General features: G+C 31.3%; 20 protein-coding genes and 1 pseudogene. 10 read left to right on the forward strand and 11 right to left on the reverse strand.

Going from position 1 to position 23,257, the window contains the following annotated elements; all coding sequences use genetic code 11:
- Positions 1–177: 177 nt before the first annotated feature.
- The 4 genes from O9267_RS13855 (at position 178) to O9267_RS13870 (ending at position 3,983) form a co-directional block, all read left to right on the forward strand.
- Complete coding sequence (locus O9267_RS13855; RefSeq protein ID WP_298180589.1) at positions 178–1,173, forward strand: hypothetical protein; 996 nt, start codon at positions 178–180, stop codon at positions 1,171–1,173.
- Positions 1,174–1,397: 224 nt separating this feature from the next.
- On the forward strand, positions 1,398–1,931 hold the full coding sequence (locus O9267_RS13860; protein WP_298180590.1) for a hypothetical protein: 534 nt from the start codon (positions 1,398–1,400) through the stop codon (positions 1,929–1,931).
- Positions 1,932–2,009: 78 nt separating this feature from the next.
- Positions 2,010–2,906, forward strand: coding sequence for a hypothetical protein (locus O9267_RS13865; RefSeq protein ID WP_298180592.1), 897 nt, complete (start codon positions 2,010–2,012; stop codon positions 2,904–2,906).
- A 237-nt stretch (positions 2,907–3,143) separates the two neighbouring features.
- Positions 3,144–3,983 (forward strand): DUF2971 domain-containing protein, encoded by an 840-nt coding sequence (locus O9267_RS13870; protein WP_298180594.1) that lies wholly within the window; start codon positions 3,144–3,146, stop codon positions 3,981–3,983.
- 849 nt (positions 3,984–4,832) lie between these two features.
- On the opposite strand, the gene O9267_RS13875 is transcribed toward O9267_RS13870, so the two are convergent.
- The gene (locus O9267_RS13875) at positions 4,833–5,324 is read right to left on the reverse strand and encodes a thermonuclease family protein (RefSeq protein ID WP_298180596.1); all 492 of its coding nucleotides are present in this window, start codon (positions 5,322–5,324) and stop codon (positions 4,833–4,835) included.
- 97 nt (positions 5,325–5,421) lie between these two features.
- Here O9267_RS13875 and O9267_RS13880 point away from each other — a divergent pair, with 97 nt between their 5' ends.
- The 4 genes from O9267_RS13880 (at position 5,422) to O9267_RS13895 (ending at position 7,269) form a co-directional block, all read left to right on the forward strand.
- Entirely contained in the window at positions 5,422–6,225 is an 804-nt protein-coding gene (locus O9267_RS13880; RefSeq protein WP_298180598.1) for a hypothetical protein, read from the forward strand.
- 68 nt (positions 6,226–6,293) lie between these two features.
- Positions 6,294–6,746: a DUF5675 family protein gene (locus O9267_RS13885; protein ID WP_298180600.1), complete on the forward strand. Its 453-nt coding sequence runs from the start codon at positions 6,294–6,296 to the stop codon at positions 6,744–6,746.
- Positions 6,747–6,758: 12 nt separating this feature from the next.
- Positions 6,759–7,022, forward strand: a complete 264-nt coding sequence (locus O9267_RS13890; RefSeq protein ID WP_298180602.1) for a hypothetical protein — start codon at positions 6,759–6,761, stop codon at positions 7,020–7,022.
- On the forward strand, positions 7,012–7,269 hold the full coding sequence (locus tag O9267_RS13895; RefSeq protein WP_298180604.1) for a hypothetical protein: 258 nt from the start codon (positions 7,012–7,014) through the stop codon (positions 7,267–7,269). Before O9267_RS13890 ends, O9267_RS13895 begins: the two co-directional genes overlap by 11 nt.
- 192 nt (positions 7,270–7,461) lie before the next feature.
- On the opposite strand, the gene O9267_RS13900 is transcribed toward O9267_RS13895, so the two are convergent.
- From O9267_RS13900 to O9267_RS13945, 10 genes and pseudogenes are all read right to left on the reverse strand, one after another.
- Positions 7,462–7,884, reverse strand: a complete 423-nt coding sequence (locus tag O9267_RS13900; RefSeq protein ID WP_298180606.1) for a hypothetical protein — start codon at positions 7,882–7,884, stop codon at positions 7,462–7,464.
- A 1,530-nt stretch (positions 7,885–9,414) separates the two neighbouring features.
- On the reverse strand, positions 9,415–11,406 hold the full coding sequence (locus O9267_RS13905) for a heavy metal translocating P-type ATPase (RefSeq protein WP_298180608.1): 1,992 nt from the start codon (positions 11,404–11,406) through the stop codon (positions 9,415–9,417).
- A 7-nt stretch (positions 11,407–11,413) separates the two neighbouring features.
- Complete coding sequence (locus O9267_RS13910; RefSeq protein ID WP_298180610.1) at positions 11,414–11,779, reverse strand: DUF3703 domain-containing protein; 366 nt, start codon at positions 11,777–11,779, stop codon at positions 11,414–11,416.
- A gap of 2 nt (positions 11,780–11,781) precedes the next feature.
- Positions 11,782–12,144: a cation transporter gene (locus O9267_RS13915; protein ID WP_298180611.1), complete on the reverse strand. Its 363-nt coding sequence runs from the start codon at positions 12,142–12,144 to the stop codon at positions 11,782–11,784.
- 30 nt (positions 12,145–12,174) lie between these two features.
- Positions 12,175–13,446 (reverse strand): efflux RND transporter periplasmic adaptor subunit, encoded by a 1,272-nt coding sequence (locus O9267_RS13920; protein ID WP_298180613.1) that lies wholly within the window; start codon positions 13,444–13,446, stop codon positions 12,175–12,177.
- 11 nt (positions 13,447–13,457) lie between these two features.
- Entirely contained in the window at positions 13,458–14,657 is a 1,200-nt protein-coding gene (locus O9267_RS13925) for a TolC family protein (RefSeq protein ID WP_298180615.1), read from the reverse strand.
- A gap of 15 nt (positions 14,658–14,672) precedes the next feature.
- Positions 14,673–17,816 (reverse strand): CusA/CzcA family heavy metal efflux RND transporter, encoded by a 3,144-nt coding sequence (locus O9267_RS13930; protein ID WP_298180617.1) that lies wholly within the window; start codon positions 17,814–17,816, stop codon positions 14,673–14,675.
- A gap of 96 nt (positions 17,817–17,912) precedes the next feature.
- Positions 17,913–18,287, reverse strand: a complete 375-nt coding sequence (locus O9267_RS13935) for a DUF6660 family protein (RefSeq protein WP_298180619.1) — start codon at positions 18,285–18,287, stop codon at positions 17,913–17,915.
- 265 nt (positions 18,288–18,552) lie between these two features.
- Positions 18,553–20,034, reverse strand: a complete 1,482-nt coding sequence (locus tag O9267_RS13940) for a Fic family protein (protein WP_298180621.1) — start codon at positions 20,032–20,034, stop codon at positions 18,553–18,555.
- A 573-nt stretch (positions 20,035–20,607) separates the two neighbouring features.
- Positions 20,608–21,831 (reverse strand): annotated as a pseudogene (locus tag O9267_RS13945) (AIPR family protein); the annotation flags it as partial.
- Between the two features lie 62 nt (positions 21,832–21,893).
- Here O9267_RS13945 and O9267_RS13950 point away from each other — a divergent pair.
- Positions 21,894–22,304 carry a helix-turn-helix domain-containing protein gene (locus O9267_RS13950; protein ID WP_298180623.1) on the forward strand — a complete coding sequence of 137 codons (411 nt, stop codon included), beginning with the start codon at positions 21,894–21,896 and terminating at the stop codon, positions 22,302–22,304.
- On the forward strand, positions 22,301–23,128 hold the full coding sequence (locus tag O9267_RS13955) for an IS3 family transposase (RefSeq protein ID WP_298180624.1): 828 nt from the start codon (positions 22,301–22,303) through the stop codon (positions 23,126–23,128). Before O9267_RS13950 ends, O9267_RS13955 begins: the two co-directional genes overlap by 4 nt.
- Positions 23,129–23,257 lie beyond the last annotated feature (129 nt).

Genomic DNA, 23,257 nt, shown 5'->3' on the forward strand with positions numbered 1-23,257 from the left:
AGGCACTATCCACCAACAGCTGTTTCTAGCAATGGCTAGGCATGGGATTTATTAATAAAACTTAATTTGAAACTAAATTTTAGTTATATTTGAGATGGTTAGTGTCGAAATTACGCCACTGCCAGAAGCAGCAAAACGTTGGCAGATATTATCCCAAAAAAGACGAAAAAACAAAAAATGATAAAAAAATTAGTAACAATAGTTTTAATATTTTCTTTAACTTCTTGCGCAACAATTTTCACAAAGAAAACATATAAATTGGAAATAAAATCATTTGCAAATACAAAGGTAAAAGTATATGATAGTATTTATAATTTACCAGCAAAAATAGAAGTTAAACGGTCAAAAAATGTTTTGCCAATTGTATTAATTTCAGACACTATAAAGAAAAATTATTCTTTAAAACCATCAATAAATCCAAAATATCTTTATGGAAATTTATCATTTGTACATTTTGCTCCTATTGGATATTTAGTTGACTTAACAAACGGTAAAAGATTTTATTATGGTAAAACTCACTTCCTAAATATTAGTGATACAATCACACAAATCAATACACCTATTAGGAAATCATATAAAAACTTTAAAGATGATATTTTAAATTATTTCACCGAAAAGCATCAGACAAACAAAGGACAAATTAACTTGTTTTTATCAATTCCATGGATCAACAATTTCAACTTTAAGCCAAATGGAGAATCTCAAAAAAATAGTTCAGGTTTTTTAGGTTTGTCAACGGGAATTGAATATTATCATAGTGAACATAAATTTTTAAGTTTGAACGCAAGTGCTGTAATGGATTTTATTACACCAGTTCCTGCTTCAATCTCCTATAACGGTGAATATGAGTCATTAAGTTCTTTATCAATAGCATTGACGGAAAATCATAAATTTAATAGATTTGCCCTTGGTTATGGAGTTAATTATTCAAAAAATAATTGGAGATTAGAAAATACCGAATATGACGAAAATATTCCAAATTCAAATAAACCAATTTCCAAAGCAAATTATGGACTCGGATTAATAGCAAATGGATATTTTAGAGTTACAGATAATTTCTTTATTGGTTTAAATTACAAACCAACACTTTATAATATAAATCCTTTAAATAAATTTCAATATGAACACGTAATCAGTTTTGATTTAGCTTGGAAAATACAACTAAAAAAATAACATCTGCCAACACACGTTTGGCGCAATTGCGAATTTAGTGGTAAATTCACGTTCACGTTTCGCAAGAAATATTATCTTTAACAGAAAATAATCAGTTCCGAAGTTCGCAACTGACGCCAAGCGTGGGAACGTTGGCAGACAGTTTGGGAAAACAGAACGAAATTAGTTTAAATTTAAAAATCTACTTTTATTATATTCTGAAAACAGAAAATATTTTTATCAAAATGAAAGATAACTTAACAATTAAAGCCTTAAAATTTATTTCTGAACGAAACGGAGAATATAAACCAGTAAATATTAAACAATTTTTGCTAAATAACTTTCCTGAAAAACCTGAAATGGCTGAAAGAATTGAGATGAAACGATTTGTTGAATATTTAGAAAAAAGTGAATATATAGAATTCATTTCTGAAGAAGGTCTTTGGTTTGTTCAATTAGAAGGTAGAAAAATTCCTAGAAATGAAATTTCAGCATATGCAAAAATTAAATCTAAAGGATTTGATATAATTCGTGAAAGTGATAAGAACAAAAAAAATAGCTTTAGTTTTTATTTAAGCATATTTTTAGGCATAACATCATTAATTTTTGGAATACTAAATTACTCAAATCAACTTTATTTAAAAGAAGCTGAAAAGGATTTAAAAGAAACTGAAAAAGAATTGAATTCAGCAAGAGATTCTCTGACAATGTATCAAGGAAATTATAACAAATTGAAAGTACAATATAAAATTTTAGAAGAGTCACATCAAGAAAAATAAAACCGATCTGCCAACAGCCGTTTCACGAAATTGCGGGGTTTGGGAATTATCAGAATTGGTAATTTTTGAAACTAAATTTTGTCTATATTTGTAATCAAAAGTGTTGAAAATCCGCAACTTCGTGAAGCGGCGACACGTTACCGGCAAGCGCAACGAAACCTCATAAAATTGTACATAAAAATGAAATATTTCTTTTTACTTTTTCCAATATTCATATTTTCTCAAACAAAAGTTAATTTTGTAAGTGCTAAATCAAAAGCTGATGTTGTTATTGGTCAAGAATATATATTTGGTTGTAAACTAGATGTAAAGGAAATTCTAAAGGAAAACGAACCTATTCTACTCTATGGTTATTTTAAATGTGAAAAAGATGAAAGCATTGATTATTATAACGCTTATTGGAACAATGATTTATACTTTATAAAAACATCAAATGTAAAAATTAGTGAACAAGATGAAAAAAATTTAAAGTCAATTGACAGTTTACAAAAAAAGAAACTTCTTGACGAATTGTTATACAGTATAAAAGTAAAAAATGAAGAACTTGAGAAGAATGTTAAGGAAAAAGTCAAACTCTACACATCAAAAGGAAATTTAAATGGAATGCTTATTAAGACCTCGAGAGTTTTCGATCAAAGTGAATATACAAGTGGAACTGGTTACGAAGTCTCTTTTGCTAACATTTCAAAAAAGACAATAAAATATGTATGGTTTAATGTAAAAGGAATTAATGCAGTCGACGATGTTGTAAGCTTACAAACCGTGAAATGTATTGGTCCAATAAAACCTAACGAAGAAGGTTTATACACTTTTGACTATGTTTGGTTTACAGATATAGTTGAAAAATCAAAATTAACTTCTGTGAAGATTCAATACATGGATGGAAGCGTAAAACAAATTCAAAATCCAAATGATTTGATTATCAATGAAACAATATACAATCTTATATTGGGAGTCGAACAAGAAGAAGAATAATACTTAATGAAAATAAAGCCAGCCGGTAACAGCTGTTTCTAGCAATGGCTAGGCTTGGGATTTATTAATAAAACTTAATTGTTGAAACTAAATTTTAGTTATATTTGTGTTGGCTAGTGTCGAAATTACGCCACTGCCAGAAGCAGCCAAACGTTGTGCGAGATTTATCGTGAAAAGTAGAAAAATGAAAATAAAATAAATTATTGAAATATTATGGATAAAAATAAATTGAAAAAAATGGGAGATTTTTTATTGAACAATCCATTTTTAGCAATGTTTGAGCCAAATCCAGATAATCATCCGCCAATAATTTATAAATATCGAAATTGGAAAGAAGATTTTCACAAAGACTTACTTAAAAAAAATCATTTTTTTATGGCTTCACCAAGCAGTCTAAATGATCCTTTTGATTGTAGAATTTATGAAAATCATATGAAATTCTTAAAAACTACAGAAAATAAAGAAGAGTATATAAAAAAAGCATTAGAAAATAATTTGGATTATTTAAAAGCAAATAATTTAACTGTCGAAAATGGAAGAGAAATATTATCCGAAAGATTAAATGACACTTTGCATTATCAAGTTCGTTCAGAAGTTATAAGAAATGATATAGATGACAAGAGTGTTGGAATTGGTTGCTTTAGTGAAAATTGGAATTCAATATTAATGTGGTCTCATTACGCAGATAATCATAAAGGTTATTGTGTTGGATTCGATGAAAAAAGGTTGAGATATTCTCAATTCTTCGGTAAAGTAAAAAGAGTTGAATACTCGATTGACTATCCTGAATTAAATCCCTTAAACAAAAGAAAAAATTCTTATGAATTAAAATATTTTTATAAAAGTTTAGATTGGGAATATGAAGAAGAGATCAGAGTTATGAATATATATAATACTGAAAAGCCTAACAGAATCATAGAATTAGAAAATAAACATATCAAAGAAGTCATATTGGGACTTAAAACTTCCGAAAATGATAAAAAAGAAATAATTTCGATTGCAAAAGATAAAAATATAGATGTTTGGGAAACTACAAAAGCAGAATTTAAGTTTGAAATAGAACGTTATAAACATTAACTTTATAAATATTTAAACCGTCGCACAACAGCTGTTTCTAGCAATGGCTAGGCTCGGGATTTATTTATAAAACTTCTGTGAAAATCTTTTTTCTTACAATACAACTTTCGTTTTCAAATATTCGGTATATTTGTTGTTGTCAGTGAATAAATTACGCCACTGCCAGAAGCAGCAAAACGTTATATGTTAGTCGATTTCACGTTTCTAAACACGTGAAGTTTTAAAAATCAACTTTCATTTCTAAATCACATTTTTACATTCAGAATCTAAAAAATTGAGCTTCTACTCTATCGAAATTTTTATGATCAAAACTTAAAAAACTAAAAGTTGAAACGGAAATTGGAAATGGAAATTGTTGCGGAAAAATATTGAAGAAAAACTTTGCCGAAAATGGAATTCTTAAAAGTTCAGTTTTGAAATTCACATTTACGTTAGCTTGGCACAAGTGCGGATGAAAAATCCGCACACGATGCCAAATCAGACGTTTTTTGAATGCCAACGCTATTAGCACTTTTGGTTTCGCCTATTTTTAGGTTTTTTAAGTTTATAAAAGACGTTTTTTCTACTTAAAAATTAAAAACAACAGTTGAAAAACCTAAAAATAAAACAAAACCAAAAAAGCTAATTTTTCCAACGCACCGAGCGTGCCGTAGAAACCGCTTAAAAAATAGAAACTAAAAAAATTACTAAACGAAATAGAATAACGAAACGTGAAAACTTTGTGAATTGGAGACTTGAAAGAACGACCAACATATAACAGCCGTTTAGCACCATTACGCCTGTAAGGTATTGATTTTACTGATATTTTACATCCTCAAAATCCAATAAGTACAACATAAGTACAACAAATTAGAACTTATTTACAAAGCTGTAAATTCCTTTATTATCAAGCTGCGCTTGACGATTAAAATCTAAGAATTCTCCTATCCTACTACAATAATATTGACTTGTTGCTTTTGCATACCCATTGATCAAAAGCAAATCATTTAAACATTCTCCTCCTGGAAGGATTACATATCCTAATTGTCTATTCCAATAGTCGTAATAGTTCTCCTGTTCTGTAATGATTGTAACTATCGTTTTAGGCGGTGCAACCGACAAAACGAACTGTAAGGACTGCAAACCAAATTGAATCAGTAAATGAGCTGGTAAATGGCTTTTCTCTTCGTCCTCAATCATCTTTCTATTAATCTTTACTTCTGGTGCATCCAAACCATAAAGACGGATTTCTTTTTTCATTTGAGTGAAACGATTGCAAATGATGATGCTATCTCCATCAAGCACTTCTTCAATTTGCCAATGGGTTTCCACTATATACGGTGCTTTTGCGTTGTATTGCATTGATTTTCAATGTTTTAAGTTATTGATAATCAAAGATAATCATTGAACTTTGTTAAATCAAAATTCATTAATTATTAACGTTTTAAAATTTAAAAAAATGGCAAGACAAAAAGGCGCTTTAAAGTATGTAGGAACTCTAGGTGATGTTCGACACTTTAAAATTAAAGGACAGGAAGGCTACTTTGCAGGCATGGTAGGCGGACCAACAGGTGACCAAGTTTTAACTGCACCTGAATTTGAGAGAACTCGTGAGAATATGAACGAATTTGGTGCTTGCGCCAAAGCTGGAAAAGCAATTCGCACAGGATTATCTCAATTGATGAAACAAATGGCAGACAGCCAAGTAACTGGAAGATTAACTTCTATTATGAAGAAAATCAACCTTGAAGACCAAACAGAAGCGAGAGGTTATCGTAAAATCGAAATCTCAACACAAAGAAATTACCTTAAAGGTTTTGAATTTGACAAAAACGTTTCTTTCAATGGTATTTTCAATGCTCCGTTTTCTGTGACTCACGAACCAACGAGAGAAACAGGTGATTTTGTAGTTCCTGCTTTTAATCCATTGAATTTGGTTAATGCTCCTTCTGGTGCAACGCATTTCAGATTAATTACAGCTTTAACAGTTGTAAGTGATTTTGAATACAATGCAACCACAAACAGCTATGATCCAATGGATGCAGCATTGAATGAAGTAAACAACATTCAATACTCTGGGTATTTGGATTTGTTTAGTCCTGTTCCTCTTACAACAATTACAGCAACATTACCAAATGCTGCTGTACCAACTGCAAATACTTCAGTATTGCAATGTATCGGAATAGAATTCTATCAACAAGTTGGAGCAAATTACTACTTGTTTGCAAGTGGCAACTGCTTAAAAGTTGAGGACGTTTTCTAAAAGAAAATCCTAAAGATTCCTCACCAAAAGTGAGGAATTTTTTATTTAACTTCAAATCTATTCATCCAATGAAAAGCAAAATAATAAGAATAGCACAGGGCAAAAATAGCACGTTAAGTCAGTTGTATATCAATGATATTTTTCAATGCTATTTGTTAGAAGATAAAATCAGAGCTGAAAAGGTTCCAACACAAACTGCCATCCCATCTGGAGAATTCACATTAAAATTAAATACTGTCGGAGCAAAAAATGTAAACTACAAAAAAGCATTTGGAAAGCTTCATCAAGGAATGATTGAAATTACAGGAATTCCAAATTTTAGTTTTGTTTATATCCACACCGGAAACACCATCAAAGAAACTGCTGGATGTCCGCTTTGTGGTTTTGGTTTCACTTTTACTGAAGGTGAATATGTGGTTACTCAAAGTATTGCAGCTTATAAAATGGTATATCCGAAATTGGTTAACCTGGCCAAAAGCACTTCAAACAAAATCGTAATTGAAACTAATTTTCAATTTTAAAATCAGCTCGCAATGGAAAATATAAATAATATCACAGTGCTTTTTGGCTCTCTAATTAGTGTTCTGCTTTCGGTTGTGGCTTATTTTATCAAGCAATTACATACCGATTTCAAAAGAATGGAGAAAGATTTGGTTGAAGTAAAAACTATGGCTTTAATCATTAAAACCGAGTTCAAAAGTGGCAATGATTTATTAAACCATAAAGTAGAATACCTAGAAAAACGAGTTCAAACATTAGAAATTTCAATTTTTAAAAATCAAGACAATGAAAAATAAAAATATGAGTGTTGTTGAGCGTGTGAAAGCTCCAACGCCAAAATGGTTCAAAGTATTAAGAACCATCGGAATCACTTTAGCTTCTGTTGGTGGTGCAATATTAGCTTCTCCTGTTGCTTTACCTGCTGGAATTGTAACCGCAGCAGGTTATTTGTTACTTGGTGGAACTGTTGTTTCAGCAGTTGCACAAACTGGAGTAAAATCGGAAGAAGAACCGAAAATTGCACCTGAAGAAAAAGTAGAATAATAAAAAAGTATTGCTTCAGTAACTAAATTAAGCTCCGTTTTACGGAGCTTTTTTAGTTTATAACCTTGCTTAACTATGCTTTGCATCGTTTTTATCCGATTTATTTAAGCGGTGCGTTTATATTGCTTTTATGTTGCACTCAAATAGCTTACAAAGTGCAAAAAAGTAGATTCAATTCTTTTCAAAATCAAATCATCGGTTGCAGTAGCGGTGTAGAATTACTCTGCGCATATCGTTTATAAGATTTAGATTTTCATGGAAACGTTTTTCGCTTTGTTCCAAAAGCTTTAAAGCTTGAACGCTTTTAACGTGTTCTTCGTGGTCTTTTATCTCTCGATTAACTTTCATTGAAAATTCCTTTCTAATGTCTTGTAAGCTCAAAAATGGGATTACTGAACCTTTAAGGAATTGATGCCAAAATTTTGTTTTCCAAAGTGCATAAGCAGTTAAATTTATGGTATCAAAATCAGATTCGTTTTCAAAAATGATAACGAAACTGTTTGTAAATGGCTCTTTTTGTGGCTTTCCGCTGTTCATCCCTTTGTTAAGTAGGAATAAATGCGGTTTTGTGTAAATAGTGTCTTTTCTGTGGGTTTTAATGATAAATTTCAGCATGGCTTCGGCTTTTAAAAATTGATTAAATTTTCAATTTTCCTTAGATTTTCTTATGAAATGCAGGTGTGCCTCGCTACGCTCCGCCCATTAAATTTTTTCAAAAGAAAAAAAAAAAAAAAAGAAAGCCATTCGTCTAGTGGAAGGTTTCAAAAAAGCAAGTTTTTCGGGTAAAATACTACCTGATAAGGTGGAGATTTTATCCGAAACCCGTAGGGCTTGAACTTGATTTTTTGTAAACCTGGAACTTATCTTTGCTCTCTTTTTTTTATTTATTTTTTTTTGAAATATCCAATCATAGTTGTTATGTAATCGGAGTTGAATCGGAAGGAGTTGTGTTTATTGGGATTTTGTTTTGAAATCAGGTCGTCTTCTAAAGGGTATTGAATTTTAAAACAGGATAAACAACCATCGGCAAATCAATTACAATGCTTTTATCCTGTTTTAAAATTTAATACTCTTTAGTGGGTTTGTTTTTTGAGGATGCTTTGTGAGTCTATTGTAATCCGGATTTGTAAATCAGAAGAATATTTGTTTTGAAAAAGGAAAGCATCTTCAAAAAACAATGCATTATACTACCGAGTGCGGAATGGCAGTAGCGCGAGCAAGTGTATTATTTTTTATTTGCTTATTGGGATGTTCTGATTGGTTTTATGATGGATTGATGCCTTGCTAAAAGTGATTAGTAAATAGTAATTAGTGCATAGTTGTTTTGGAATGGGTTAAGGCATCAGGCCATCGTGAAACCAATGTATCGTGAATGTTCTGGCAAATAAAAAATAATACTCTTGCTGTCCCCTTTTGATTTTGTGGGTGTATAAAAATGCTTATTCCTTGATGTTGTTTTTAAAGTCAAATGTTGTTAAGCATTTTTATACACTTACAAAGTCAATGCAAATACTATCCTATATCACCACAAAGTATATAGAATAAAAGCCCAAAACCTTACAGATAAAACACTAACTAAAAATTCAAAAAGAGATTTAAAAACACACACTGCCGATTGGTAGTGGCAGCGGTGAAGGACGGTCTTTTTTATTGCAGGCTGGTGCGAGGAAGCAATAAAAAAAGTTGTCCTGGAGCCGCTGCCTTGCGCGTTGGGTGCGCGGCTTTTTTACATAATGTTATTATAGGGCATTGAAAAACCAAAAAAACAATAAAAACGCTTTTAATGCCCTATAATGCCACATTATGTAAAGAAGCTTTGGGAAAAAAAATTACTGGCATGAGTCGCTTTGCGAACGTGTTTTTGTACCAAAAACCATGACAGTAATTTTTTTTTGAGCGTTGGGAAGGAGTGCCCTATGGAAGCCAAAAATATCAATTTAAAACTAAACGAAAAATACGCCCTTGTTAATAGAAATGAAATTAGCCCTTCGACAGAGCTCAGGACAGGCTATGAAGCAAATAAAGAATTGATGCTAGGAATACTTGGACTAGGAGCGATTTTTGTGCAGGTGAATGAGATAATGATATAAAAAAATGATGCTTGTCTTTTACAACAAACATCATTTTATATTTAAATTATTTACATTAAAACTTCATCCTTTGTATTCTAACCGCGTTTAATATTGCTAATAAAGCAACACCTACATCGGCAAAAACCGCTTCCCACATAGTTGCTAAACCACCTGCTCCAAGAACTAAAACAATTGCTTTTACTGTGAAAGCCAAAATAATATTTTGCCAAACAATTTTCTTGGTTTGTTTACCAATATTGATTGCCATTGCAATTTTGCTTGGTTTATCGTCCTGTATCACTACATCGGCTGTTTCAATTGTGGCATCGCTTCCTAATCCGCCCATTGCAATTCCAACATCACTTAATGCTACTACTGGCGCATCGTTTACACCATCACCAACAAAACAAACTGTTTCGTTATTTGATTTTATTTCTTTGACTTTGTTTACTTTATCTTCTGGCAGTAAATCGCCAAAAGCATTTGTAATTCCAAGTTTTTGAGCCACAAATTGAACCACTGTATTTTTATCGCCACTCAACATAGTAGTTTTTACACCTAGTGCTTTTAACTTATCTATTGTTTCTTGCGCATCTTCTTTTATACTATCGGCAATGGTAAGATAACCAACGATTTTTTTATCGTAAGCTACTGCAATTAAAGTGTAGACAATTGTTGTTGGATCAATATCATAAGAGATTGAAAATTTATCCATTAGTTTAAAGTTTCCAACTAATAGTTCTTTTTCTTTAATATTTGCTTTTAAGCCGTGACCTGCTATTTCTTCTACATTTTTTAGTTCGATTGTATTATCAATTTTACCAACAAACTGATGAATGGCTGTTGCAACTGGATGTGTACTTTGGCTTTCTAAAGCGTTGACCATTTGAAGTATTTCTTCTTTATTAAAGTCGGAATTGAAAACTACTTCTTGAACTTTGAAAACACCTTCGGTCATTGTTCCTGTTTTATCCATCACCACATTTTGAATGGAAGCCATTACATCAAGAAAATTACTTCCTTTGAAAAGAATTCCGTTTTTAGATGCTGCTCCAATTCCGCCAAAATATCCTAAAGGAATACTTATTACTAATGCGCAAGGACAAGATATAACCAAGAAAACTAATGCTCTGTATAGCCAATCGTTAAAAATATAATTTGCTACAAAAAAATAAGGCAAAACAGTAATTAATACCGCTAATACAACCACAATTGGAGTATATATTTTAGCAAATTTTCTTATAAATAATTCGGTTGGTGCTTTTTGAGCCGTTGCATTTTGAACTAGTTCTAAAATTTTAGACAGTTTACTATCTGCATAAGCAGTTGTAATTTTTACTAGAGCAATCGTATTTAAGTTTATCATTCCTGCTAAAACTACCTCACCTTTTTCTTTAGTATCTGGTTTGCTTTCGCCTGTTAATGCAGCAGTATTAAATGAGGCACTATCTGAAAGAAGTTCGCCATCTAAACCTAACTTTTCTCCTGATTTTAACTGAATAGTATCTCCAATTTTAGCATCGGATGCTTTGATGGTTTTGGCAACATTATTTTCTATTATGGTAACTTCATCTGGTCGTTGGTCTAATAGCGTTTTAATGTTTGCTTTTGCTCTTGTAACTGCTAAAGTTTGAAACACTTCGCCAACCGCATAGAATAACATTACGGCAACAGCTTCAGGATATTCACCAATGGCAAAAGCTCCAATTGTAGCGATGCTCATTAATAGAAATTCTGAAAATATTTCACCTTTGCGAATACTTTCAAAAGCTTCTTTTAAAACAGGAAATCCAACTGGTAAATATGCAACAACGTACCAAACAATTCGTACCCAACCTGTAAACCACGATTGTGTAAAATAGTTGTCAAAACCAATGGCAACCAACAACAAAACAAAACTTATTATTGCTGGTAAAAATTGTTGAAAGGTTGATTTTTCTTCGCTAGAATGATCGTGGTCGTGACCATCATCATCGGAATGATGTTCTGTGGTTTTATTTATTTTTTCTTCTAATGAGCAACAGATTTGCTTTCCGTTAGCATCATATTTATGTTGGTGTTTCATAACTATATTAAGAGTTAGAATTAATAATTTGTAATAATTCTGAATCAATTTCCATTCTTTTTAGTGGTGGCACATTTGAACCTCCTGTATTGCCAACTGGAACGCTACCAACAAATGATTTTATACCTCCAACCAATAATCTTGGGATTTGACCTATTATTTCTTTAGTTTTTTTAATTTTTATTCCAAACAAAAGCATTTTCCAATGTACTGCTGTATGTTCTAATGGATATTTCTGTGCAAGTATGTGTGCTCTTTCTAAATGTTTCCAACTTAATTGAAAATTAGCTTCATCAAGATAAGATTTATATAATGCTATTTCTTGCTTGTAATAAGGAATTAATTTACTTGGCATTTTAATATAAAACTTCATAACTATATTTTGCAACATCCGTCTAACCTTTCATAAGCAGCTGGATCAGCTTTTACATCGTCGGCATCATAACCTAATTTAGAAATTCCTTCTTTAATAGCTTGCAAAGTGGTTTTCTTTGAATTATAATAAACCGTAAAAGTCATTGCTTTATCATCTAACTCATACATTTTAATGCCTTTAATTTTGAGCATTTCAGTTTTAAATTTTTGTCCACAAGTTTCACATTCATTACAATGATCACAATGCAATAATGTTTTTATTACTGCTTTTTGATTTGTTTTTTGTTTTTGAGCAGAAATAGAATTGCTAGCAAAAAATAATACTGCTAAAAAAAGGATTGTCTTTTGAATTGAATTTTTCATTTGATATGATTTTAGTATTATCTTAAAATTTTAATGTACATGTTCACCACCACCTTTCATTGCTGAAAGTAAATAAAATGCTCCTTTAACAACAATTTTAGCATCGGCAGGAATTTCTGATACAAAATTGACTTCTGTATATCCTAAATCTGTTGTGCCTGGAATTACCTCAATGGCTTCAAAATGAACTTCTTTGTGGGTTGGTGTTTCATTTTCATCATCATGATGCTCTTCGCCTTCTGCATGATTGTGACCATCGTCTTTTGGTTCCGCTTTAGCTGTTTCTTCTTGATGCTCTTCTTGAATAAAAATAAAATACTTATCTCCGTTTTTTACAATTGCATCTTTTGGAAGTGCCTGAACGGTTGCATTGTTTATATTGATGTTTGCAGAAACATACATTCCTGAAATCAATCCTTTTGTATCAGATGGATTAATTTTGGCGTGAACTGCTATGGTTTTACTTTCGTTAGAAAAGGATTTATTGATACCAAATATTTTCCCTTTTATGGATTTGTTGGATTGATTTGTCAATACAAAATCAACTTCTTGACCAACTGATATTGATGCTAAATCTTTTTCGTAAACGTTCAAATCTAAGTGCATTTGACTGTTGTCTATCACTTCAAAAAGAACTGTTCCTGTTTCTGCAAATGCGCCTTTGGTTATATTTATTTTACCAACATAACCACTAATTGGAGCAACAATAGGAATTAGAGCACTACTTCCGTTTGTACTCATGTTTAATGTATTCAATTTGTTTTTTGCTGCTTGTGCTCTAGCTCTTTCAACTGCTAATTTTGCCTTTACTTCTTGAAGAATTTTTCTAGGATTTACATTTTCATCGCTCAATGTTTTTTGACGATTGTATTCTAATTGAAGGTATTCGATGTTTGCAATTGCAGCATTATAGTCTTCTTTCATTTCAACAACTTCTAAATTTTGAATAGTTGCTAAAACTTTTCCTTTGTTGACAAAAGTTCCTTCTAAAACAAAAATATCTTTAACTGTTCCACCTATTAGAGTTGAAATATTAGCTGCGTTTTGTGGCGGAACTGCTGTGAAACCATTTGCTTTGATAACTTTATTTAGATTTTTATTTTCAATAGTTCCATATTCAATACCTACTGTTTTGAATTGCGCTTCGGTTAGTGCCACTTCGTTTTCAGATTTTTCTTCTTCGTGGTTTTCTTCTGCTTTCTTTTCTTGACAAGAAGTTAGAAGAAAGATACAAGAAACAAGAAACAAGATATTAGTATTAATTCTTGTTCTCAACCTATTATTTATTTTTATATTGTTCATATCGTTGAATATTAATTGTTGTTGAATGATGGAAATTGCAATTGAATGGCACTTTGATTATAAGCGTTGATTGCCTCGGCATTTTGTTTTTTAATATCGATAGCTTGATTTAAAAAACTGATGTATGACCAATAACTCATATCTGCATTTGCGTAGCTTTTTTGAGCTGTAGCAATGATTTGGTCAGCATATTGCAACCCTTCTTTTTGATAATAATCGACTGCTTTTTTTTGCTTTTCAAAATCATTTTGCAATTGTTCTTTTTGCAATTTCAATGCTAATTTGCTTTTATCCAATTCCATTTGTGATTGATCCATGCTGAAAGTTGCAGCTTTAGCTCTAGCATTATTAACACCTCCAAACAATGGAATTTGTATTCCTGCTGTAAATCCTTGAAAATAGGATTTTGTATCGATGGTTTGTCCGAAATAGCCCAATCCAAGTTTAGGTGATTTTAATGCTTTGAATGTATTGGCTTCTTTTTGATATACTGCAATTTGTTGTTGGTAATAGTCATTTACTAAACCTTCAATTTTAGTATTATCCTTAGTTAACATCATTGGATATTGTAATGCTGTTGAAGTATCTGGCAAAATAGTATCTTCTGTTTGTACAAAAAACTGTAACTGTTTTTGATAAATAGTTAATTCCAATTCGAGTTGCTCTTTTTGGGTTTCAATTTCTTTTGCTTTTGCTTTAGCACTTATAACTTCAATTTTTCCACTTTCGCCTGTTTCAAAACGCAGCTCTGCATTTTTTAGAAATTTAGAATAAATATCTAGTAACTCCGTATTCAGTTTTTGAATTGAAACACCATATAAATATTGATAATAGGCAATTGTTACCGCTTTTTCTATTTCATATTCGGTTAATGCTTTTCGTTTTTCTGCCAATTTTACAAGCTCTTCTTGCAATTGACGGTTGGCTTTAGTGATTTTACCAATAGGAAAATATTGTTGAATAGAAACATTATGATCGTATTGAACACTATTGAATTGTCCGCCTTGGTATTGCACTTGTAAAGGATCTGTTTGAAAAGCTGTCTTTTTTAAGACAGTTTGCTTTTCGATTTCCTTATCTGCTATTTTTAAATCGATGTTGTTTTTTTTAGCTAAATCAATTGCTTGCTCTAATGTTAAAGTTTGAGCATTTTGAGCCAATGAAAAAGAGCTAATTAGTAACAAAAAGATTGTTGATATTGATGTTTTCATTTGTAAATGTGTATATTAATTATCAGTTAGCTCCTTTTTTTTAATGGAAAAACCTTTTCTTTTTGTAGTTTCAAAAAGCAAGTATAAAATAGGTAAAACAATAAGCGTAAGCATTGTAGCAGACACTAAACCACCTATTACTACTGTTGCTAATGGTTTTTGAACTTCGGCTCCACCACTTGTAGATAATGCCATTGGTAAAAATCCAAATGATGCTACAGCTGCTGTCATTAATACTGGACGTAAACGTGTTTTAGTACCTATTAAAACTCTTTGCAATGGATTTGAAATACCTTCTTTTTTGAGTTGATTGAAATAAGAAATTAGTACAATTCCGTTTAAAACTGCTATTCCAAAAAGTGCAATAAAACCGATTCCGGCTGATATACTGAAAGGCATTCCACGAAGCCATAAAGCAAAAACACCACCAATTGCTGACAATGGAATAGCTGTAAAAATTAGTAGTGCTTGTTTGATACTATTGAATGTAAAAAATAATAACACTACAATTAATATTAAAGCAATTGGTAAAGCTACCGAAAGGCGTTTATTAGCTTCTACCAAATTTTCAAACTGACCACCATAAGTTATATAATACCCTGCTGGAAGTTTAAAGTTAGTATCGAGTTTTTCTTGAATTTCTTCGACAACACTTTTTACGTCACGACCACGAACATTTAAACCAACTGTTATTCTTCGTTTTCCATCTTCACGAGAAACTTGAACTGGACCTTGCTCATAGCTTATTGTTGCTACTTGTGATAATGGAACTTGTTGACCATTTGGCAATGGTATAAACAAATTACTTACATCTGAAATATCAGTTCTGTTGGTTTCATCCATACGAACCACAACATCAAAACGTTTGCTTTCTTCGTATATTTTACCTGCACTTTCACCTGCAAACGAAGAGCGGATAATTTTATTTATATCGGTAATGTTTAAGCCATAAAGTGCAATGATATTGTAATCGTATTTTACAGTTATTTGCGGTAAACCTGTAACTTTATCGGCTTTTAAATCTCCGATACCTTCAATTTTACTAATTTTATTAATTAATTCTTTTGCTTTATTGTCTAATGTTTCTAAATCATCACCAAATATTTTGATAGCAATATCGCTTCTACTACCTGTCATAAGTTCGTTAAAACGCATTTGAATAGGTTGTGAAATTTCGATATTTGCTCCTGGAATAGCTTCCATTTCTTCTTTCATAAGATTGGCTAAATCTTCCCAATTATCAGCAGAAGTCCATTCGGATTTGTCTTTTAGAACAATAATCAAATCACCACTTTCTATTGGCATTGGATCGGTTGGAATTTCGCCACTTCCGATTTTGGTAACTATTGTTTTTATCTCTGGAAATTTTGCTTTAAGCATTTTTTCATAAGCCGTTGTAGTCTTTATCATTTGTGAAAGTGAACTACCTGTCATTATGGTTGCATTGATTGCTATATCGCCTTCTTCAATAGTTGGAATAAACTCACCACCCATATTTTGAAAAGTAAAAAAAGCTAAGGCAAAAAGTGCTACTGATGAAATGATAACGGTCTTTTTTATTTGTAAAGCTTTGTTTAAAAATGATGCATATTTGCTTTCAAACCAAGCCATCATTTTATCACTAAAATTAGTTTTATGTTCGGTGTTTTTAGACAAGAACATCGCACTCATCATGGGTACATAGGTTAATGACAAAACAAATGCACCGATAACAGCAAATCCAACTGTCAATGCCATTGGTTTGAACATTTTTCCTTCTGTTCCTACTAATGCAAGAATTGGCAAATAGACAATAAGAATGATAATTTCGCCAAATGCGGCACTTGTTCTGATTTTAGAAGCTGAATTATATACTTCGGCATCCATTTCTGATTGCGTAAGTTTTTGTTTTTTGAGTTTGAATAAATGATGCATTGTAGCTTCGACAATAATAACAGCACCATCGACAATAATACCAAAATCGATTGCACCTAAACTCATTAAGTTTCCGCTGACACCAAAAAGATTCATCAATATAACCGCAAAAAGCATTGATAAAGGAATAACAGAAGCAACAATTAATCCTGCGCGAAGATTTCCTAGAAAAAGAATTAGAACTAAAATTACAATTAATGCTCCTTCAATTAAGTTTTTAGTAACTGTTCCGATAGCATTGTCAACTAATTTTCCTCTATCGATGAACGCTTCTGCAACAACACCTTCAGGTAAAGTTTTGTTGATTTGAATCATTTTTTCTTTTACTTTCTCGACTACTTCTTTAGAGTTTTCGCCTTTGAGCATTAAGGCCATTCCGCAAACAATTTCGCCTTTTCCATCTTTAGTAGAGGCACCATATCGCATTGCAATTCCTTCTTTTACTGTAGCCACGTTTCTAACTAAAACTGGTGTTCCGTTTTTGTTATTGACTACCACATTTTCAATATCTTTTATTCCTGTAGCCATACCAACACCACGAATAAAATAAGAGAATTGGTCTTTTTCTATGTAAGCACCACCTGTGTTTTGATTGTTTTTTTCGATTGCATCAAAAATGTCAGTGATTGTAATTCCTAAACTGTTTAGTTTATTTGGATTTACTGCAATCTCATATTGTTTTAGTTTTCCACCCCAAGTACTTACTTCAGCAACACCTTCGACACCTTGCAATTGTGGAATGATAATCCAATCTTGAATTGTTCTTAATGCTGCTGCATCGTATTTATCTTCGTATCCTTTTTTGGCGTACACATCGTATTGGTAAATTTCGCCAAGTCCTGTAGATATTGGTGCTAATTCTGGTGAACCTGCATAAGCTGGAATATTTTCTTTGGCTTCTGCCAATCGTTGAAATATTTGTTCTCTTGCCCAATAAATATCAACGTCGTCTTCAAAAACAACGGTTACCACCGATAAGCCAAAACGAGAAATACTTCGCAGTTCAATAACTCTAGGAATTGTTCTAACGGATTGCTCTAGTGGATAGGTTATTAGTTGTTCTACTTCTTGACTGGCTAAAGTTGGTGCCGAAGTAATAATTTGAACTTGATTATTGGTTACATCTGGCAATGCGTCTAGTGGCAGCATCTTAATGGAATAGCTACCCCAAGCAACAAGTGCAAGCGTAAATAAAAGTATAATGAACTTGTTCTTTATACTAAACTGTATGATTTTATCTAACATTTTAATAGAATAATGAATGAGTAAAAGAGACTACTGGAGCCAATTAATTTTTGTGAAATTTTCACAACTCTTTAACCCGAAACTACTCGGGCATCATTATGCTATTTGTGGCGGTTGCCAAATACTTCCGTAGAAATTTGAAAAAGAAGTTGATTTATAAAAAGAAATAGAAGATTTTATTTCTTGAAAACGTACTAAAAAATGAAATGTTGGTATTTCTAAAAAGGTTAGTGTTTGTTGTCCGCAACAATTACACACGCAAAAAGGTGAACATAAATCGTTATCGGATTGGTGCGAATGATTGTCGTGATTTGCTTCAATATTTATATCACCACTAGAATAATAATCGCTATGCTCATCGGCACAAGGATAAGCCGAAAGCATTAAGATGTATAGTGATAATATGATATTGAACCATTTCATAGGTGTAAAAATAGAATTATTATTTATAATTACTCCAAATAATTTCAAAAAAAAATTATTTTATATTAAAATAATGAATTTTCTTTACTAACCATCTAATGTAAAAGAACACTATTTTTCAGCTTTAAAAAATGCGTTTTGTAAAAAAAAATATTGTTGCATATTAGATCCTTAAGCAATAATATCATTCATGAATTCATACTAATTGATGTATTAGAAAATAACGACTTTGAATGACATTCTTATAATTTGACAAATGAAACTATTGATTTAAGTAATCAAGCTAGTGGATGGTATTATGTAGATGATCTAATTACTTCTGAAGTATCTTCAATTTTGCTTCGTCGTGTTCTTTGAAAGCGTTGCTTTGGGTTAAGTGATTTTCTAATGCTTCCATGTCGTTTGCTATTAGTGTTGCGCTGAATTCTTGTGCTCTTTGTAACATTCTTATGTAAACTGCTGGATCATCATTTCTTGTTAGTCTTCTTAATGCTCCCAAATAATCATCGCGGTACACTGTCGGAATTATGATTCTTGTTTGATTAGCTTTTACTAATTCGGCATTCATCATTACTCTTGCGATTCTTCCGTTTCCGTCAAGGAATGGGTGAATTTCGCTTATCATAAACATGATGTAAGCTGCTTTGGCAAATGGTTCTTGCAAAGCTTGATAATAGTCAAATCCTTTTATTAAAGTTCCTCTTACTAAAGTTTGGTCGACAAAATGAGTTTCTCCTGCGCGGTTGTTTTTATCTTTGAATTGACCAGGCTTTTTTGAGGTTCTGGCTGCTAAAAGTATTTGATGCCTGTATTGTAATATGTTTAGTAGTTCATCAGGATTTGATGGTGTCGTACTCATTTCCTTTTGATTACTTACTAATTTATATGTTCCTAAAATGTCGTGTGAATCTTCATCACGATTTGGAATTGGTATTTCGGTTTGAATGATGCTTTTGGCTTCTTCTATTTCAAAAATAGTTCCTTCGATATAGTTTGAAAAATAAGCCTCAAAGAAAGCAAAGTTTCTAAAAGCATTAGTTTCTGTATTTACATCTTGCCGGTCTTTGTATGGCTGTTGCTGTAATTCTATAAACAGTTTTTCAAATAATTCTAAACGATGTTTGTCATACGGATTTCCCAAAGCTCTTGCCACTGCCATTGGTGAAGTTAGTATTTTGGAAGGTTTTGTTGTTAGTAAAGCGCTTATTAGTTTGTTTAGTTTTTCAAACTCCGATTGCATTCCTAGCTTTTCTGCTATTTCTCTTGCTTTGTCTCTGAATTGGTTTAGTCCTTCTTCTCCTTTTACTTGTACAATTTGCTCTAGTTTGTTTTCAATTTCTGGTAATGTAATGGTTTTGGAGGTTGGTCCCACTTGACGTGAAGATTGTAAATTCTCTAAAAATGCTCTTTCTTGTTGTGATACAAATAATTCTCCCGAAAATGGGTTATCTCCTTCTATTGCAGGCATTCCTTCCATGAAACGAATTGTTATGCCTGGTAACTCTATTTTCTTTGTATATGTGTAGGTTACAAATATTTGATTCGCTGATGTAGGTTTGAATTCTAAAGCGGAACGATGACTTACTATTGCTCCTGGATATAGTTTACCAAGAATGGTAAAAATATTTCTTCTAATGATTATTTCTTCCGATTCATTGAAGTTTGAAGTATAGATACGTGGTGCAATTTTTTTTATTTGCCCTTCTTCTTCCAGTTTACTTAATTGACGATTTAAAGCTATATCGCTTGTTGCAAAAATGATTTCTTGAAGGTGGATTGGTATGTTATTTTCCATTATAATTGCTTTTAAAACTCAAAATTAGCTATTATTTTCCAGTAAAACACTATTTTACGCAAAAATTTTCCAGCATAAATACATTGGCAGTTGATTTTAATTTCCACTAAAAGTGTCTTTTACTAGAAAACGAAGTCATATTTTCCAGTAAAGCTTAATTTTACGCAAAAATTTTCCAGTAAATACATCAGCTGTTTTTTAAAATTGTAACAAATGTATTCTAAGTCTGTTACAAAATATACCCACGGAGTACACTCTTAATTTCCGAACCCCTCTTTGAATTTTTATTTTTTATAATTATCAGTTTATAAGCTCTTTAAAGAGTTGTTTTGTTTAGTTTTTGTCGCAAAAAAAGGAAATATTTGCGACAAAAATAGTATTGCATTACACTTAATTAACTTTTTAATATTAAGCAATAAAAAACGTTATTGTTGTTAGAAATGAAATTAGTGAAATGAAACAAACAAAGAAGCGGCTTTAGGAATACTTGGACTAAAGACGGTTTTTGTGCAGGTGAATGAGATAATGAATAAATACAAATATGAATTTACTAAATAATGAAATCATCCAAAACTAAAAATTCAATCCAAATTTAACTAATTTTTTAATTGATTTTAAAGCATTTACAACATTAACCTCTTTTACTGTTTCACTTTTTGAAATTGATTTTTGTACAGATTTTAAATTTTGTAATTCTAAGTTATCAAAAATTTTAGTTTGTTCACCTAAGTCAAATATTTTAGACCAGTCACTTTTAGAAATTAATTTTAATCTATCATAGATTGCCTTAATATCAATCACTTCTACTTCTACTTCATTTGATAATGATTTAATAGTATCAATACTAATATTATTTTCTTCAATGTGTGAAATTAATTTATTACCAATTGCAATATCTCTACTATTAAGATTTTTGGCTCTTTTAATTTTACTTGCAATTTCCCATATATCAGTTGAAAATTCTTTAAATTCTTCAATATTCATTGACCATTTTGAAACACCATCCCAGAACTTATTACCGAAACCTAAAATTTTATTGATACTCATCAAATTATTTTCTGATTTGTTATCAATTTCTTCTGTTTCTATTTCCCTTGCTAAAACTTGTTCTTTTGTTATGAAACAATCAGAATATTGTTCAAAATTGAATTTATAATTTTCATCTTTTAATAACTTCCAGCTTGATTCTCTTTTAGCATATTCAGAAATAAGCGAATTATTTGAAGATTTAACCAATTGATGGTAAACGAAAACAATTAATTTTTGCAATTCATTTACTATTCTTGCATCAACTCGTTGCTCTTCATAAATTTTCCATAAATCAATTCTGTTGTCAGTCAAATAATATAAATAAGATAATGTATAAGCAACTGTGAACGATTTTAAATTGGTATCACCAATGGCATCAATGTTTTTTCGACCAAAAAGTTTGTCAACAACTTTAAAAAGAATAGCATTAGCAATTAATTTTTTATAAAAATTCTCACCAGGAAATTTATTTTTCTTAACTAATTCATTAATCTTTTTAGTATAATGAATAAAGTTTTTCTGAGCACCTTGCGATACATAATGTGGTTCTAATTCCCAAATATTTATATACTTAGCAACATCAGATTTAACAAACTTCTGATTGGTAGGATTTTGTTCTTTGAATTTTCTTTGTTGAGACGGAGTAGTTAATTTATTTAAAGATTCCTTATATTGACCATTAACACGTTCAAAATACCATAATGTTGACATGCTTCTATTCTCTGGATCAATAACATATTTTTTTCTCGATAGTGATTCAATTTGAACAAAGTATGGATTCCTCTCGTCCTAAAATAGGTTGACTAAAAATTAAACACTTTTAGTATCCTATGGAAACACCAAAAAAACAACCCTGTCGAAAAAATGATTATCAAAAAATAAGTTTTGATCTCAAACTTTCTATCATTGATGAAATCAACAACGGACAGATTTCAGCTAATTATGCTTCTAAAAAATACGGCATTTCTCGTACAACTCTTGCGTATTGGATTAAGAAATTGTCTAACTTTGAATCAAAATCTAAAGCCATGAGCAAAAACGACGAATTAAAAAAACTACGCCAACGCATTGAAGAACTGGAGTTTGTAAAAGACTTTCAACAAGACATTATTGCAGATTTTGAAAACATTACAGGTGAGCATCTTTCAAAAAAGTATTTGCCCGAAGCATTAGCAAAAGAGATAGAGAAAAAGCGACTAAACCTTTCAAAACAAAGTGGCTCTATCAATGCTTCGGAATAAGTAAACAGGCTTATTATCAAAGAATTAAATACGATTTTATTAAAGAACAACAACACGAAATTGTTCTCGATTTAGTGCGCAAAATCAGAATCAAAATGCCTAAAACAGGCACAAGAAAACTTATAGAACACATTGAAAATGATTTGATAGAAAACAATATCAAAATGGGAAGAGATGCTTTATTTGACTTACTTAGAAGTTATGGCTTATTAGTTAAGAAAACCAAACGCTTTCACATTACAACCGATTCTAAGCACTTCTTTTTCAAATCACCTAACCTACTCAAAGATTTGACTTTAAGTCACGCAGAACAAGTCTTTGTAAGCGACATCACCTATATCAAAGTCGATGGTGGTCACTCCTATTTAGCTCTTGTAACAGATGCCTATTCAAAGAAAATAATGGGTTGGAAATTAGATGATAACATGAAAGTTTCGTTAGTCAAAGAAGCTTTAGCAATGGCTTACAAAAACTGCATTCACAAACATAAAAACATCATTCATCACTCTGATAGAGGAATACAATATTGCTGCCCAGATTTCTCTGAATTTGCTCAAAATAAAGGATTTATATTAAGTACAACCCAACAATATGATCCATACGAAAACGCTGTTGCAGAACGAATTAATGGAATTTTAAAATATGAATTCGGATTAAAAAAAACAATTAAAAACATCAAAATTGCTAATAAAATGATTGCAGAAGCCGTAAAAATTTACAATAACGAGCGTTTACATTGGAGTTTAGAGCTAAAAACTCCACAAGAAGTACATCGTAAATACAACCAACAACCTTATAAATCCTATGCACGAAAGGTTGCGTAAGGAATGTTGGTAACTTTTTTAAAAACCGAAGGGAATTTTTAAAAAAAGTTATCAATGTTCCGATTACAAATCCGTATTTTTGAATTAATTAATAACCTAAAAATGGTCAACGTATTTTAGGACATGACA

This window comes from Flavobacterium sp. (genome assembly GCF_027531705.1).
Classification (GTDB): Bacteria; Bacteroidota; Bacteroidia; order Flavobacteriales; family Flavobacteriaceae; genus Flavobacterium.

Bases quoted from the DNA above. Each gene is read 5' to 3' on its own strand.
- O9267_RS13855 (WP_298180589.1), top strand. From the start codon at position 178: ATGATAAAAAAATTAGTAACAATAGTTTTAATATTTTCTTTAACTTCT.
- O9267_RS13860 (WP_298180590.1), top strand. From the start codon at position 1,398: ATGAAAGATAACTTAACAATTAAAGCCTTAAAATTTATTTCTGAACGA.
- O9267_RS13870 (WP_298180594.1), top strand. From the start codon at position 3,144: ATGGGAGATTTTTTATTGAACAATCCATTTTTAGCAATGTTTGAGCCA.
- O9267_RS13875 (WP_298180596.1), bottom strand. From the start codon at position 5,324: ATGCAATACAACGCAAAAGCACCGTATATAGTGGAAACCCATTGGCAA.
- O9267_RS13880 (WP_298180598.1), top strand. From the start codon at position 5,422: ATGGCAAGACAAAAAGGCGCTTTAAAGTATGTAGGAACTCTAGGTGAT.
- O9267_RS13885 (WP_298180600.1), top strand. From the start codon at position 6,294: ATGAAAAGCAAAATAATAAGAATAGCACAGGGCAAAAATAGCACGTTA.
- O9267_RS13890 (WP_298180602.1), top strand. From the start codon at position 6,759: ATGGAAAATATAAATAATATCACAGTGCTTTTTGGCTCTCTAATTAGT.
- O9267_RS13895 (WP_298180604.1), top strand. From the start codon at position 7,012: ATGAAAAATAAAAATATGAGTGTTGTTGAGCGTGTGAAAGCTCCAACG.
- O9267_RS13900 (WP_298180606.1), bottom strand. From the start codon at position 7,884: ATGCTGAAATTTATCATTAAAACCCACAGAAAAGACACTATTTACACA.
- O9267_RS13905 (WP_298180608.1), bottom strand. From the start codon at position 11,406: ATGAAACACCAACATAAATATGATGCTAACGGAAAGCAAATCTGTTGC.
- O9267_RS13910 (WP_298180610.1), bottom strand. From the start codon at position 11,779: ATGAAGTTTTATATTAAAATGCCAAGTAAATTAATTCCTTATTACAAG.
- O9267_RS13915 (WP_298180611.1), bottom strand. From the start codon at position 12,144: ATGAAAAATTCAATTCAAAAGACAATCCTTTTTTTAGCAGTATTATTT.
- O9267_RS13920 (WP_298180613.1), bottom strand. From the start codon at position 13,446: ATGAACAATATAAAAATAAATAATAGGTTGAGAACAAGAATTAATACT.
- O9267_RS13925 (WP_298180615.1), bottom strand. From the start codon at position 14,657: ATGAAAACATCAATATCAACAATCTTTTTGTTACTAATTAGCTCTTTT.
- O9267_RS13930 (WP_298180617.1), bottom strand. From the start codon at position 17,816: ATGTTAGATAAAATCATACAGTTTAGTATAAAGAACAAGTTCATTATA.
- O9267_RS13940 (WP_298180621.1), bottom strand. From the start codon at position 20,034: ATGGAAAATAACATACCAATCCACCTTCAAGAAATCATTTTTGCAACA.
- O9267_RS13950 (WP_298180623.1), top strand. From the start codon at position 21,894: ATGGAAACACCAAAAAAACAACCCTGTCGAAAAAATGATTATCAAAAA.